This is a genomic window from Candidatus Falkowbacteria bacterium (genome assembly GCA_018674305.1).
Taxonomy (GTDB): domain Bacteria; phylum Patescibacteriota; class Patescibacteriia; order UBA11705; family JABHMO01; genus JABMRF01.
The window spans coordinates 100,664-115,372 of the sequence record JABHAL010000001.1; the positions used below are offsets into that span (position 1 = coordinate 100,664).

At 37.5% G+C, this 14,709-nt stretch carries 16 protein-coding genes; 2 read left to right on the plus strand and 14 right to left on the minus strand.

What is annotated here, in order from left to right; genetic code table 11:
• Nucleotides 1–351: 351 nt before the first annotated feature.
• On the plus strand, nucleotides 352–900 hold the full coding sequence (locus HN643_00535) for a hypothetical protein (protein MBT7500144.1): 549 nt from the start codon (nucleotides 352–354) through the stop codon (nucleotides 898–900).
• Nucleotides 901–912: 12 nt separating this feature from the next.
• Entirely contained in the window at nucleotides 913–1,602 is a 690-nt protein-coding gene (locus HN643_00540; protein ID MBT7500145.1) for a hypothetical protein, read from the plus strand.
• Nucleotides 1,603–1,754: 152 nt separating this feature from the next.
• On the opposite strand, the gene HN643_00545 is transcribed toward HN643_00540, so the two are convergent.
• From HN643_00545 to HN643_00610, 14 genes are all read right to left on the minus strand, one after another.
• Nucleotides 1,755–2,084, minus strand: coding sequence for a GIY-YIG nuclease family protein (locus tag HN643_00545; protein MBT7500146.1), 330 nt, complete (start codon nucleotides 2,082–2,084; stop codon nucleotides 1,755–1,757).
• A 129-nt stretch (nucleotides 2,085–2,213) separates the two neighbouring features.
• Entirely contained in the window at nucleotides 2,214–4,202 is a 1,989-nt protein-coding gene (dnaK, locus tag HN643_00550) for a molecular chaperone DnaK (GenBank protein MBT7500147.1), read from the minus strand.
• 239 nt (nucleotides 4,203–4,441) lie between these two features.
• Nucleotides 4,442–4,969 carry a nucleotide exchange factor GrpE gene (locus HN643_00555; protein MBT7500148.1) on the minus strand — a complete coding sequence of 176 codons (528 nt, stop codon included), beginning with the start codon at nucleotides 4,967–4,969 and terminating at the stop codon, nucleotides 4,442–4,444.
• Nucleotides 4,970–4,974: 5 nt separating this feature from the next.
• A complete protein-coding gene (locus HN643_00560) occupies nucleotides 4,975–5,667 on the minus strand; it encodes a hypothetical protein (GenBank protein MBT7500149.1) in 693 nt (230 codons plus the stop codon).
• A 112-nt stretch (nucleotides 5,668–5,779) separates the two neighbouring features.
• Entirely contained in the window at nucleotides 5,780–6,541 is a 762-nt protein-coding gene (locus HN643_00565) for a hypothetical protein (protein MBT7500150.1), read from the minus strand.
• A 188-nt stretch (nucleotides 6,542–6,729) separates the two neighbouring features.
• Nucleotides 6,730–8,586 (minus strand): hypothetical protein, encoded by a 1,857-nt coding sequence (locus HN643_00570; protein ID MBT7500151.1) that lies wholly within the window; start codon nucleotides 8,584–8,586, stop codon nucleotides 6,730–6,732.
• 59 nt (nucleotides 8,587–8,645) lie between these two features.
• The gene (locus HN643_00575; protein ID MBT7500152.1) at nucleotides 8,646–9,281 is read right to left on the minus strand and encodes a hypothetical protein; all 636 of its coding nucleotides are present in this window, start codon (nucleotides 9,279–9,281) and stop codon (nucleotides 8,646–8,648) included.
• Between the two features lie 71 nt (nucleotides 9,282–9,352).
• Complete coding sequence (locus HN643_00580) at nucleotides 9,353–10,120, minus strand: hypothetical protein (protein MBT7500153.1); 768 nt, start codon at nucleotides 10,118–10,120, stop codon at nucleotides 9,353–9,355.
• A 14-nt stretch (nucleotides 10,121–10,134) separates the two neighbouring features.
• On the minus strand, nucleotides 10,135–10,845 hold the full coding sequence (locus HN643_00585; GenBank protein MBT7500154.1) for a hypothetical protein: 711 nt from the start codon (nucleotides 10,843–10,845) through the stop codon (nucleotides 10,135–10,137).
• Nucleotides 10,842–12,116 (minus strand): hypothetical protein, encoded by a 1,275-nt coding sequence (locus HN643_00590; protein MBT7500155.1) that lies wholly within the window; start codon nucleotides 12,114–12,116, stop codon nucleotides 10,842–10,844. Before HN643_00590 ends, HN643_00585 begins: the two co-directional genes overlap by 4 nt.
• Nucleotides 12,117–12,208: 92 nt before the next feature.
• Entirely contained in the window at nucleotides 12,209–12,979 is a 771-nt protein-coding gene (locus HN643_00595; GenBank protein MBT7500156.1) for a hypothetical protein, read from the minus strand.
• A 2-nt stretch (nucleotides 12,980–12,981) separates the two neighbouring features.
• The gene (locus HN643_00600; protein ID MBT7500157.1) at nucleotides 12,982–13,677 is read right to left on the minus strand and encodes a hypothetical protein; all 696 of its coding nucleotides are present in this window, start codon (nucleotides 13,675–13,677) and stop codon (nucleotides 12,982–12,984) included.
• A gap of 58 nt (nucleotides 13,678–13,735) precedes the next feature.
• Nucleotides 13,736–14,428, minus strand: coding sequence for a hypothetical protein (locus HN643_00605; GenBank protein ID MBT7500158.1), 693 nt, complete (start codon nucleotides 14,426–14,428; stop codon nucleotides 13,736–13,738).
• 2 nt (nucleotides 14,429–14,430) lie between these two features.
• On the minus strand, nucleotides 14,431–14,709 hold the full coding sequence (locus HN643_00610) for a hypothetical protein (GenBank protein ID MBT7500159.1): 279 nt from the start codon (nucleotides 14,707–14,709) through the stop codon (nucleotides 14,431–14,433).

A 14,709-nucleotide genomic window follows, 5' to 3' on the forward strand; every position in this document is an offset into this window, starting at 1 on the left:
ATGTCAATATTAAGCAGTCTTGACTTTGACTAAATTTAGATAAATTTGAGCATTATTCATACGTCATAATTCATAATTCATTACTCGCCCTTGACTTTTTATTAAAAATATGCTATAATGTAATTGAAAATATAATAATGTTCCTTTCACTTTGGCAGCTATGCCTGGGCTAAATCCCCAATAATAGCAGGAAATTTAATGATAGACGATCCTTCGTCTCCCGTATTCAAGGCATTTCTGTGGTACCTGGCTTTTTCTGCAGTGCTTTTCATCATTGGTGGCATTTTCGGTTAACTTATCTTTAGGCAGCTATGCCAGGGACGTATGTGCCCATAATAGCAAGGAATAATCATGAAACTTATCAATGCCCTTCTCATTGCTGTTGTTCTGTTGGTTGGTCTCTCTGGTTGCGATTTCGGTGGAGAGGAAAATTCCACTGAGACTACTGAATTGTCAGAAGAGATGACAACTGTCGAGACGGTCGAAGTACCCGAGACCGAGATTTACGTCTCGGTGATGGGCTGTTTCCCCGTTCTGAAAAGTGACATAGACATGGGCGTCTACCCGACTTGGACCGGTACAGTAACGTACAAAACGCCCAGTCCTGGGCAAGCCGGCACCAAGGTAGTTAGTATCACCGGTCTTCCGGTCAACATGCACGGTTGCTTTGTTGGTCCGTATGTAAAACTGGAAGACTTGGAAATCGGGTTCTGGATTTACACCTCTGATTTCTACGAAGGACTGGATGACTACCGAATTCCGAATTTAGCGGAACTGCGGATCGCCACGTTCACAGCCGGCGTCGAAGACTATGACCTGGAAACAAAAGAGGTCAACTTCGGCGATTTGGAAGAAAATGGCTTTCCTATCTGGGACGCCAACACTTACCCGAACAGATAAAGGAGAAATAACATGAATTGGAAACTGGCTATAATTATAGGGATCTGTTGTGGGTTCGGCATGGGTGTTGTTCTAACACTAGCTAGCTATGAGCCTAGTAAAGATTGCGTATGTGGGGAACCCAAGGCTCTCCTTATCGTCAAGTACGATAAGCTCCCCTTCGGTAATCACGTCGGTACCCTTCACGGGACCAACTACGACCCGAAAAAGAATAAGGGAATCCCTTTCACTCAACAAGTCGAATCCATGAACAATGAACTGGTTTTTGAGAATCTCGAACTCCCTGTCGGAACTCCGATGTGGATTCAGCTCTCGGACAACAAGGGAAAGAAACCCTCCTACGCCACGGTCTACGTAACAGGAGATCAGCCAGAGATTTACGAACTCGCGCTGAGCAACTACGACCCAGACAAAGGCTGGCAAATGGAACTTGGAATACTTCTCGAACACCCCAGGATCAAGAACAGCGGGCATGTCCTTTCAGAGGATGACAACCGTGTTCTTGGCTATCTTGGCGAGAACTACTCGATCGAGAGACATGGAGCATTGGCTACGCTTTACCGAAAAGGACAAGTCGTTGCCAAAGAATACCATAAGTTCTACATCGACAACGGAATGGTTTTTGGTCAACTCAACGCACCGCATGAGACGATTGAGTTGGTTCTTCGACCGGAACGAATGCTGACACCACCGAACCTTTAGAAATTCCTCAACAAGGAGCTCAACCTGAATCTAGGTTGGGCTCTTTTCTTTTTAAAACAACTCAATAAATAATTATCATGTTGAATGTTTTGTAACAACAACCCAAATTGTCATGCTGAGTTTACCGAAGTACGACAATTATCATGGCTTAACTAAGACAGCCCTTCTGTATACTCAAGGTGACATGGGCTATTATAATTATTCTCATTTGCAATAGCAATCAAATCATCAATTCTACCCTCAATTAAAGCTATTTTTTTTCGTCTTGACCAACCTTTAATCTGCTTTTCTAATGAGATAGCTTCATTTACATCATAAAAATCATTAGAATACACCAACTTAACAGGACGTCGACTATATGTATAACTTTTAGAGTTCAAACCTCTTTGATGACCAGACAATCTGGCATCCAAATCATTTGTAATTCCAGTGTAAAAACTACCATCAGAGCATTTTAAAATGTATGTGAAGTATGTTTTCATTTATAGTTGAGTAATGTCGTGCTTCGGTAAACTCAGCATGACATTACTTTTTTTATTCACTCTTTTTTTCCTCAAAATCAGCCCCGAAGTACATGCTAACGCATGACTTCAGGGTAAACATCTTGAATACTATTTTTTCTCTTCAAAATCTGCATCTTGAGTATTAGCGTCAGGCTCTGAGTTTGCTGAATCAGCACCTGAAGGATTATCAGATTCAGTGTTATTTTCTTTACTGGTTTCACTTGTCTCGCCGGTCTCGCTTGTCTTGCTGGTTTCACTTGTCTCGCTTGCCCCGTTTGTCTCACCTGCAGCTTGCTGTGCCTGATACATTGATTGACCAACTTTCATAGCGACTTCATTAACTTCTTCCAATTTTTTCTTTATAGCTTCAATATCTTCACCATCTTTAATTTTTTTCAATTCTTCAACTTTATCAGTTAACTCTTTTTTAACATCTTCTGGAACTTTATCACCTGAATCTTTCAACATTTTTTCTGTGCTATAACAAACAGCGTCAGCCTGATTTTTAATTTCAATCTGTTCTTTCTTTTTCTTGTCTTCCTCAGCGTGAGTTTCTGCATCTTTTTTCATTTTCTCAACTTCTTCCTTACTTAAACCAGAAGAAGCAGTAATTGTAATATTTTGCTCTTTATTGGATGCTTTATCTTTTGCCTTTACATTTAGAATACCATTAGCATCAATATCAAAACTGACTTCAACCTGAGGAACACCACGCGGTGCTGGCGGAAGACCATCAAGGATAAATCTACCTAAAGTTTTATTATCTTGAGCCATATCACGCTCGCCCTGCAATACATGAATCTCTACTGTACTTTGACTATCTGCAGCAGTTGAAAAAACCTGAGTTTTGGAAGTTGGAATAGTAGTATTTCTCTCAATTAATTTTGTCATTACTCCACCAAGAGTTTCTAGCCCAAGTGACAAAGGCGTTACGTCCAGCAAAAGAACATCTTTAACATCACCTTGAAGTACTCCGGCCTGAACAGCTGCACCTAGTGCTACAACTTCATCAGGATTAACTCCAACGTGTGGTTTTTTACCAAAAAATTCTTCAACCATTTTTTGTACCAATGGCATCCTAGTCATACCACCAACCATAAGTATTTCTTCCAAATCTGAAACTTTCAGCCCAGCATCTGCTAAAGCTTTTTTACATGGTTCTAAGGTTCTTTCTACTAAAGGAGAAACTAATTCTTCTAGCTTCGCCCTGCTAACTTTTTTCACTAAGTGAGTTGGGTTCCCACTAGAATCTTGTGCAATAAAAGGTTGATTGATTTCAGTTTCCTGGGAAGTTGACAATTCAATCTTGGCTTTTTCAGCAGCTTCTTTAACTCGCTGCAAGGCCATTTGATCCTTACTTAGATCAACGCCAGTTTCAGATTTAAACTCCTGAATTATCCAATCAATAATAACTTTATCAAAATCATCACCACCTAGATGAGTATCGCCATTAGTAGACTTTACTTCAACTGTATCATCTCCAACCTCTAAGATTGATACATCAAAAGTTCCACCACCAAGATCATAAACTGCTATTTGCTCACCTTTTTTCTTATCAAAACCATAAGCCAAAGCTGCGGCAGTTGGTTCATTAATAATTCTACGAACTTTAAGTCCAGCGATTTCACCAGCATCTTTCGTTGCTTGTCGTTGTGCGTCGTTAAAATATGCAGGTACAGTAATTACAGCTTCATCAATTTTTTCACCTATTTTTTCTTCCGCATCAGTTTTTAATTTTTGCAGTAGCATAGCTGAAATTTCTTGTGGAGTATATTCCTTGTCTGCCATTTTAACCTTTACACCATCACCTGCTTGAACTAAGTCATAAGGGAGAGTTCCCTTATCTTTTTGAACTTCATCATCTGAAAAACGAAGTCCAATCATGCGTTTGATTGAAAACACTGTATCTTTTGGATTAGTAACTGCTTGCCTTTTGGCAGACAACCCAACTAAACGTTCACCAGTTTTGCCAATCGCAATAACTGAAGGAGTAGTCCTGTTTCCTTCTTTGTTTTCTAAAATTTTTGGCTTTCCCCCCTCCACAATAGCCATACAACTATTTGTTGTACCTAAATCGATTCCTAAGATTTTTCCCATACTTATTTCAGAAACTAGCAATAGGAAGTTAGAAAATAGGGTTTATAGATCCTGCCTTTACCCGAGTTTCTAATTTCGAATCTCCAGTTTATTATTTATTTGTATAAATTTCTTTGTTATTATTATCTTCATCAACATTGTTTAATTGACCAAAACTATAAGCTATACCCTTCAAGGTTCCAGCCAAACAAATATAGATTACAAGAAAACAGCTTCTAATTACCTTCATTAAAGTCATATTATTCAGAGTGATTAACAATGACTTTAGCCACTTGAACAACTTTATTGTTCAATGTATATCCAGAACGAATTTCTTTTATAATTTCACCCTCGTCTGCACTTGTTTCGTTTGGAGTGGCGGACGGATCGCAATCCGTCCCTACATTGTTTTCAACGGCTTCATGCAGGCTCGGATCAAACTGCTCACCCACTGTTTTGATACATTCAACGCCATTTTGTTGCAGAAAATCCTCCAACTGCTTCTTTATGTAACCAAATCCAACTACCCATGGACTATCCTTATCATTTTCCGGAATCTGATTAAATGCAGTTTTAAAATTATCTAGAATCGGCAGCAGCTCTACAATTAGATTAGCATTGGCATACTTGACGTATTCCTTGCGTTTTTCTTCAGACTCTTTGATTAGATTCTGATAATCTGCTTGTGCTCGCTTCCAACCATCAAGATATTCAACACTTTGTTGTTCTAACTTCTCCAATTTACTTAATTGTTTTTTTGCTTTTTTGTTTTCTTTCTTTTTTGTCATAATGATTATTTTAATAATTTCACACTTTCTTTAACTAGAGCATAATTCTTTTGATAATCCATACGCATTGGACCAATCAAAGCGATTATTCCTTTATACTTGCCTAATTGATATTTAAATACAACTAAACTACAGTCACAACCAATTGGATTTTTCGAGCCAATAAATACTTCAGGTTCATCAAAGTCTTTTTCATCAAGTTCAAAGACTTTTGTATCAAGACGATCAATAACAGATGACAAATTAACCACTAAATCAGAGTTTTGAAATTCCGGCTGTGAAAAAATATTCGATAGTCCTGTGTAATAATTATCACACTCTGCAAAAGTAACCATCACGCCTTGCTTTGAAAGCGCAGCTATTTTCTTGGCAAAGTTTTTTATTTTAACTCGATCCTCAGTTTCCTGTTTTTCAATTTCCTCAAGTAACTTTTTTTCTATTGTATTCAATTCTTTTTCTTTATCTAAATAGTTTTCAACATAAAACTGATAAGCTTTTTCAGTTGGAATTCTACCAGCCGAAGTATGTGGTTGAAAAATATAGCCTTCCTTTTCAAGTGCAACTAATTCATTTCTCACCGTGGCAGGACTGAGTTTTTGTTTCATTTTGGCTACCAAAAAACTTGAAGCTAAAGGTTTAGCATCTTTAATAAATGCTTCAATAATCCGTTTTAATATTTTTCTTTGACGTTCATTCATACTAACACCATTCTAACAAAAAATTAGCAGTCCTGTCAAGAGACTGCTAATTATCTATCCACAAAAAGAAAAGTCGCTTCGATATTGTATCGAAGCGACTTTTAGTCATCACTTAATTTCGGTAGAAGAATGGCTCAGGTCCGTTTGGACCTACCCAATCGTAGTCTACCCAACCAGAATCGGTGTAGACCTTTGGGCAATGTTCATTGTTAACAGACCACTTTAAACCAGTTGAGATTACTCGATCACAGACCCTCTCAGTGAAGTTGCCAGTATGTCGAGCAAAATCCTCTGTTTCCACGCCTTCAACGGTGACCATTGCGCCTGAAATCTCATATGTGGCGTTGATGTATCCGTCGCAATCAGAGTCTAACATATACCCATTCTGACAGGTATCACCTGTTTCAGGATAAACCGCACCAAGGCACTCCTCTGCCCAGATACAATCTGGTTGGCAAAACCGTGTACCGAATTCGCAGGCTCCAACTGTAGTGGCACCGCAAATCCGCATATCTCCAGGTTCACATTGACGTCTTTCGTCATAACAAGACTCAGGCTGTGAACGCTTGTCCATCGCCTGAAGAGCTGTTCCAAGTGCAAGTAAATCTACTGCCTTGTGACCAGCTCCCTTTGAGCAGTCACACTTACCAGGCACACCCTTCTTACCGGTGTCTCCACGCAGAAGATTTCGGAGCTCAGGATCATTTTGCAGGTCCTGTTTCAAAGCCTTAATCAACTCCTGTTGAGATGATTGATTCTCCTTAAGATCGTAAACTACCCCCTTGAGAATTGACACCTCCCGTGTTGTCAGGATAAGGCTTACTCCAGACACACAAAACAGAACCAAAAGAACTGCAATAATACCCTCTTTCATCATCTCCCCCTTTTCAATCAAGTTTATTATTCCAAATTGCTATCATTGCATTATAGCATGTTTTTATTAATTTGTCAATACCCAGTGGCTAAATTTACACAAAAAATGAGCAGAACTGCTCATTTTTGACTTATGCGGCCCTATTAATTCAACTTTACAGAAATCAAGGGTAGAACAATGTTCTGCCCCTACTTTACAGGGCCATCCTTTAACTTACCTTTATTATCGTAAATCAACTTGGTGGTTACAGCACCCAAATTTTTAGTAATAACATTACCTGTAACTTTATCCGTACCACGAACACTAACATCCGTTAAAAGTGCTGGATAACTCCCCTGTTGAGATGCGGTGGGAACAATGGCGACCTGAAAAGCAAAGCCAAGATTATAGGCATCTACTGAAACTTGAGAAATGTTCCAGGTTATAGTTTTATCCTCTGAATTATAAATAATAGGATCGCCAACTGGAACATTGCTTTCATCCAACCAAACCACATTAAATGGCAGTTTCGCTGAGACCGTAGCATTCTCAACATCATTAATATCATTAATCATTTTAGCAAAAATCCAATACTTAGTTTCTTTGCCTACTCGCGGTGGAATAGGACCACGGCCAAGCTGATCGCCAGTCGCAGCATAATACATTGGATAAGCTTGAACTGACAAGTTAGAATTCAACTTTTCACTTTGACTCAAACCCTGAATTTCTACTTCCTGACCTTCAACCTTAAATCGATATTTCAAACCACTAGTTAAACTAATACTCTGACTACCACTAACATATTCACGGGTAGCTAGAGTTAATTTCAAAGATTTAGTTTCCTTTGGCTGAACCAACGCCAGAGATGGATTTTGTTTATAATCCCAAATGACTGTTTTGTTTTTACTATCAATTACAACTTCTTGATCGGCCTCTGTCTTGCTGACTTGCCAATAATCCCCTGAAAGTTGCAATTCAATATGTAAATTCTCAATTGTATATTTACCTTGATTAGAATATGTAACGGTCACAGGCACGCTTTCTCCAGGAGTAACAGCTTCTTCTACTTCCACATCATAAACAATACTGAACTCAGGATCAAAAATTTGTTCTTGTTTTTGTATTCTAGCCTGGACTAATTCTCTATTTTCCTCATGCCAAACCACATTTAATTGAACGTCAACATTTTCTTTATCTGTATAGGCAGTGTGTCCAATTACAAAGTCTGATTTCTGCCCAGGCCCGAAATCACTGATAGACCAACCATCATGTGAGCCAATCGGTTGATCATCCCACATTGGTTGAAGTTCAACATATTCATATGTAATATCTGCGCTAGTGTTTTCTAAATGAACCGGCCAAGTAAATATTTGGCCTTTAACTAATTTGTCTGGTAAATCTGAGCTTAAATCCAAATAGCTATCAACAATACTGAATTTAAATATTTCGCTTTCAGAAAACTGACCCCACAAACGATCATTCTTTTTGTTCGTTTTATAAAAATTGGAACTAACAAATAAAAGCTGTTCGTCATCAATATCACCCCAAACCTGTCCACTAACTTCTATTTTACCATTTGCGCCAGCCTCTAAATTGCCTAGTTCAATAACATTATGTTCAAAATCATATTCTGCCCGTGAAACCTCATCCAATTCAAAATATTCAGGATATCGGAAACTCATTACAAAATCCTGCAATTCAAATTTATTATCATTAGCATAATTAATTTCAAAAGTTACTTGTTGGCCACTGGTCAATTCAGTACTCGGTGCGGTAATTTCTAAATTTAATTTATTTGTAAAATAATGAAATCCACCCCACAGCCAAAATATATTCAAGCCAATCAAAACCAAAACTCCGGCCGCAATGACTAAATCCATTAATAAATGTTTTTTATTGAATTTGTATCTCACATGCCAGCGCTTTTTCAATTTCTTGTGAGGATACGTAAAAATGTTTACAATCACATTTTTTTTGCCTGCTTTTTCTGCCGCCCTGATAATATCTTCTTCGATTTTTTCTAAATCATCTGGAGCGTCGATGTTAATTTGTTTGTTTTTTGTCATATGGCTTGATTTAAGTTATAAGTAGTAAGTTGTAAGCAATAAATATTAAGTGTTAAGTTTCATGCTTCATTTTCTTCAACTATTTCGTACCGTTCTGCCACCTGATTTAAATAAAGACACATAGTATCTGCTTTACGTGTTAAAATTATTCTGACTGCGTCTGCAAATTTGCTATAACTAAATCCCTGAATGATAAAAACACTATCATCAAACTTATAACGCACCTTCATACCTTTTTCAAAAACACGCACTCCAACCTTAATACTGTCCGTCTCCATAGGAAATTCTTCGTCTTTGGCATAATCACCTTGGAGTTTAATAATTTGTTCCCTAAACAGTAAAAGTTCTCTCCCTGTATTTACCTTGTGCACACCATTATCAATATCTTCAACAACACCCACTTCACCATTACCAGCTGTATCCAAATAGACTACCAGATCGTCCACTTTAACTTCTGGCAAAGGATCTTTGGTTTCAATAAACCTAACGATCTGTTCCTTCTTGACGATATAATCTCGCAAAACCTGAAGAGCGCCCTTGCCTCCCTCTTCAGCTTTCACCTTAAGCTCAGCAAAACCCAAACCACCTGAAATCACTTCCAACTCAGACATCAATCTATCAAAATGCGCTTGCTGAACTTCAGTGAAGTTAGCGTGGAGTGAGCGTTCCGTTAAATTTTGCTCTGAGCTAATCATAAATGTCGAATATAATAAAAAATAAATTTTTGATAATTAAAACGATTTGATCAATGGACATGAAATATACTTTACTCGATCCTTTCAAAAGCACCCGACATTAAATCCACTCGACCTGTCCCAATAATATCTGGTCCATCCGGCATAACAAATTTCATTGCTACAGCAACATAATTTTCAGGAGCCCCAGAAGCAACAACAACATCATGCCCTTCCACAAAGCCAATCACCTCCACAGAAGTTGATTTTACATATACATTTTGTGGACCAACTGACTTTACAAAGTCCTGCTTGTATTTAAATTTATCACCAACACTAATACCTTTATAAGACTGCATATCAAGTGGTGTATATACATTACCAGGCAATTCAGTTGCTGCTATGTATTTAACTTTCCCATTTTCTAACTCATCCCAAGTATGAAATCTTGCCAAAGATTTACTATCCAAAAGCTGAGGAACACTCTCACTCTCCCCTAATACATAAATGTCATCCCCATGTCCAAAAGAAACTACTTTGAAACGCTTTCCATATAATTCCGGATGAGATTCCAAGTCAATACAAATGACTTCATCATTCTCTTTTATTTCACCCTTTACTAGCGGTATTTCTTTCTTTTCAATAAACTCAACTATCTGCTCTTTCTTGGCGACATAATCTCGCATTACTTGAAGTGTTTTTTTATCACCCGCCTCAGCCTTCGCTTTTAGCTCAGCAAAACCCAAACCACCAGAAAGTTGTTCCAACTCAGACATTAATCTATCAAAATGCGATTGCTGAACTTCAGTGAAGTTAGCTTGGAGTGATTTTTCAGTTAGTTGTTGTTCGGGGTTTAACATATATTTGATGTTAATTATTTTTCTATAAACAATTGTTTAAATCCTTCCACAGAACGATACGTTCTTAATGCCAAGCTCCCATCGGGAGATTGAACAGTATACAAAACCTTTACTCTAGAATATTTATCACTCCAACCAAACGATGTAATAACTATTTTGCTACCAGAAATAATTTTAGGCCCAGTCCCATTGGATTTATAGTCTTTTCCTGTTTCCAACCCACGCCAACTATTCTTCGCTACTATATTTACTAATTCTTTAGTCACTCCGACTTGTTCAAATCTGTCAGTAAGTTTTATCACCTGGTCTGCTAGTACTCTAAGTACTCGGCCATTATTATATTCTATCCTTAAAATCACACCACTCCGAGGACTCTCAACCTCAACTACTTCTGCAGGAAATGGCTCGCCATAAGTAGCGGATACTACCATTACGCTATCCCCAGCACGAAACTCTTCATCATATTCCTCAATTCCACTCAAGCCAACTAATTCTTTAGTCTCAATAAACTCCACAATCTGCTCTTTCTTCGCGACATAATCCCGCATCACCTGAAGTGCTTCTTTCTCACCTGCCTCAGCCTTCGCTTTTAGCTCAGCAAAACCTAACCCACCCGAAATCACTTCCAACTCAGACATTAATTTATCAAAGTGCGCTTGCTGAACTTCAGTGAAGTTAGCGTGCAAAGATTTTTCTGTTAGTTGCTGAGTCTCTAGATTAATCATAGTTGTTTTTCTCCAAAAATTTTCATATTACCACGTTTATATGTAACCATTATTTTACCATCATTCATAACCGAAAAACCTGAAGCTTCTTCACCCACTTTAAAACTGGCACCCGTATCAATAATTTTATTGTTTGCAATAGAAAAAACTTCGATTTCTCCTCCTTCCGTCAGAACCATGATCTGACCATTTGGAGATGTGACAACTTCTACGAATTTATCCATATCAAGACGATCATAGAGGTTTCTATCTACTTCTTCACCAGTCTTGGAATCAATCAACACTATTCCACAATATTCTAGCGCATCCGGTATATCTTCATCTTCATCAACATACCAATTCACAGCGGCTGCAATATACTTTTCATCTACAGGAGCCAAATCAACTACCTGACGACATAATTTATCAAGGTCGGACTCATTGATGTCATCATCTGAAATTTTAGTTTCCCATTTGCGCTCTTTTGGTTTACTTTTATCAACACAAATAATATTTTCATGACCATACGAATCAGTAAGAACAACCTGTGTATCATTTAATCTAGTTATATTACTAGGCTCAAAATAAGAGTCCCCCTCTATAAGAATTGATTCATCTCCTGAGAAATCAATAAAATAAAGTATCCCCTTTTCATTTCCCTTACTAATGACTGCACAATTATCTTTATTTAAACTCACTCCATCAACAAATTTTTCCTTATTTATTGGGTGATTAGGATCAATAGCAAGCACTCCAAACCTTGACCAATGTGAACCATTTTTTTTCCATTCCAATCGATATAACTTACCCCTTTCGGAAACACACAAACAATTCCCAGGCTCTACTGGTATTAACCTACTAATGTCCGTGTCTATACTTTTAACTTTTTCAATTTGAAAATCATCTGACCGAACTACACTGATATAATCTTTTGAATCCCCCAATTCAAAATCTAAAACAAGCATTTCTGAACCTGGTGCCTTAAAAACCTTAGCTCGTGAACCTTTTTTTTCATAATCGTTAAGCTCTTCAAACTTATTCCAATTGATCTTAAAATCAAACAAGTTCTTAGTCTCAATAAACTCAACAATCTGTTCTTTCTTCGCGACATAATCCCTCATTACTTGAAGCGCTTCTTTATCACCAGCTTCAGCCTTCGTTTTTAACTCTGCAAAACCCAATCCATCTGAAATCACTTCCAACTCAGACATTAATCTATCAAAATACGCTTGCTGAACTTCAGTGAAGTTAGCCTTGAGTGATTTCTCTTGTAATTGTTCTAGACTTTTCATGAAGCTTATTTATTGGTTATTCTATACTGTATATTGGGTATTAGGTATTTGGTATTATGTATCGGTTATGGGTATTCAGAGATTAATAAACGCTACGCGATTCTTTCCAAAGCCTTAACCATTTTTGCCACATTACCAGCTTCCACCTCAATTGTTCCATCCGGCATGGTAAATCTCATTGCCGCAGCTACAAAATTTTCCGGCTCTCCCGCTAGCACAAAAACATTATTTGACCGAACAAAACCAATAATTTCTATCAGTTCAGCATCAACAAAACTATGGTTTGCGCTTACTGCTTCTTTGAATTTTTCTGTGTATCTAAATTTATCTCCAATCCTGACATTCATATATGCTTGCATATCTAATGGTGTATAAACCATTCCCCTAACATCAGTTGAATTTATTAATCTAGCAACGCCTTTATCCAATTCTTTTATGCTATAAAATCTGGCGATATTATTTATTGAAGTTTCGTAACCATGAAAAGTGCTTTGTCCAACAAATTTCGCAATTCCATTTTCGAGTTCAGACACTCCATATTTTTTTCCATAATTTTCATCTTCAGGATTAATAACCAGCACAAGATCACTAACTTTAATTTCACCCTTTATTGTAGGAAATTTTTCAAAAACTGTTTTTTTTGTCTCGATAAACTCCACGACCTCCTCTTTCTTCGCAATATAATCACGCATTACCTGAAGAGCCTCTTTGCTACCCGCTTCAGCTTTTTCTTTTAACTCAGAAAAACCTAAACCACCCGAAATCACTTCCAACTCAGACATTAATCTATCAAAATACGCTTGCTGAACTTCAGTGAAGTTAGCTTTGAGTGCATTTGATTGTAGTTCTGTTTCAAATTTCATACTCATAGGTCGCGGAGTTGTTTTTTTACTACTCCAATTTCCCAAACTATATGTGTCTTATTATTATTATCCCGGAATCTTACAAAAAGAGCCCCCTCTCTATATAAAAAATTTTCAATTAGCACTCCTTTTGGTAGAATCGTCTTAAAAGTTAAGTCAGTCACCATATTTTGACCAATTTTAATTCCATCCACCTCCCTAAAATCAAGGATTTCATATTCAACTGCCCCATTGTCGATCATTTCGCCAGTTAACCGCATGCAATTTTCGCTTTTCGGTATCTTGATGCCAACACCGCCACCAATATTGTATCGGACCCTAACAGTTTCTGGTTCTGGAAAGGATTCAACGACACCACCATCATGATAATGATTTTTAAGTTTTCCGGTACGATGATCTCTTTCCACTTCTTTAACTACAACTCGGTCACCAATTTTAAGATTTTTTTCTCGGAGAACTTCTGGAACTTCTTTAGTTTCAATAAACTGCACAATCTGCTCTTTCTTGGCGACATAATCTCGCATTACTTGAAGAGCCTCTTTGCTGCCCGCTTCAGCTTTCGCTTTCAGTTCAGCAAAACCTAAGCCATCCGAGATTACTTCCAACTCAGACATTAATCTATCAAAATGCGCTTGCTGAACTTCGGTGAAGTTAGCGTGGAGGGATTTTTCAGTTAGATTTTGTTCTAGAGTTAACATACTTTGTTTTTGTTACGTAATATGTGATATGTGTTATGTGCTCCGGGATACGCGATTTTCACTTCGTTCTACCTTTCTTCTTATTACCTTTCAACTCATATTGCTCATTAAACATTTGTAATGTCATCGATTCCCAAACTCGTTTACCTTTTAGATGCCGATCAACAAATAGTAAAATCTCATATACTCCTACAACAAAATGATGAATAACCGCCTGCCCGCTACCTGACGTCTCGTTATATCTTTTGTATAATTCTAATCCACCAAATTCCTCTCGATCCAAAACTCTTACTTCTTCGCCAAAAAATTGCCTTAAAGAACTATTATTAACATCATCACTATAACGAGAAATCTCATTAACATCAAAGCCAACTAGAAAATTATGCATCCCCGAACAACGAACATGCTCGCCTTTCTCATCAACCTCTTCTACCACCCCTGTTTTACCATAAAATTGCTGTCGGTTTTTACAATAAACAATATGATCACCAGGCACATATTTGATTTCCGCATTGACAACTTCTTTATTCTCTATAAATTCTACAATCTGTTCCTTCTTGGCGACATAATCCCGCATAACCTGAAGCGCTTCTTTATCACCTGCCTCAGCCTTCGCTTTAAGCTCAGCAAAACCTAATCCACCAGAAATTTGTTCCAACTCAGACATTAATCTATCAAAATAAATTTGCTGGACTTCGGTAAAGTTAGCTTTTAGGGATTTCTCTTGAAATTGTTGCATTTCTCGTGACATATTTAATCCTTCAGTCGATTAATAATTATTAAACCTGCAATATACAAAAAAACCGGCTTGATAAATAAGATCAATAACCCAAGTCCACTACCGCCAAGTTTAACTAACCCAGTTCTTTCCGCTCCGAATACAGGACTACCCATAATCCGGTTAACAATCAAAGTCATCCAAAGAAAAACAACCAATGATAACAAAACCAAAAGAGTCATTTTTGTGTGCTGAGTTAAGTAATATCTACTTAATGTTTTGATGTAAAGTTTGTATTTTTGAAATTTACCCAT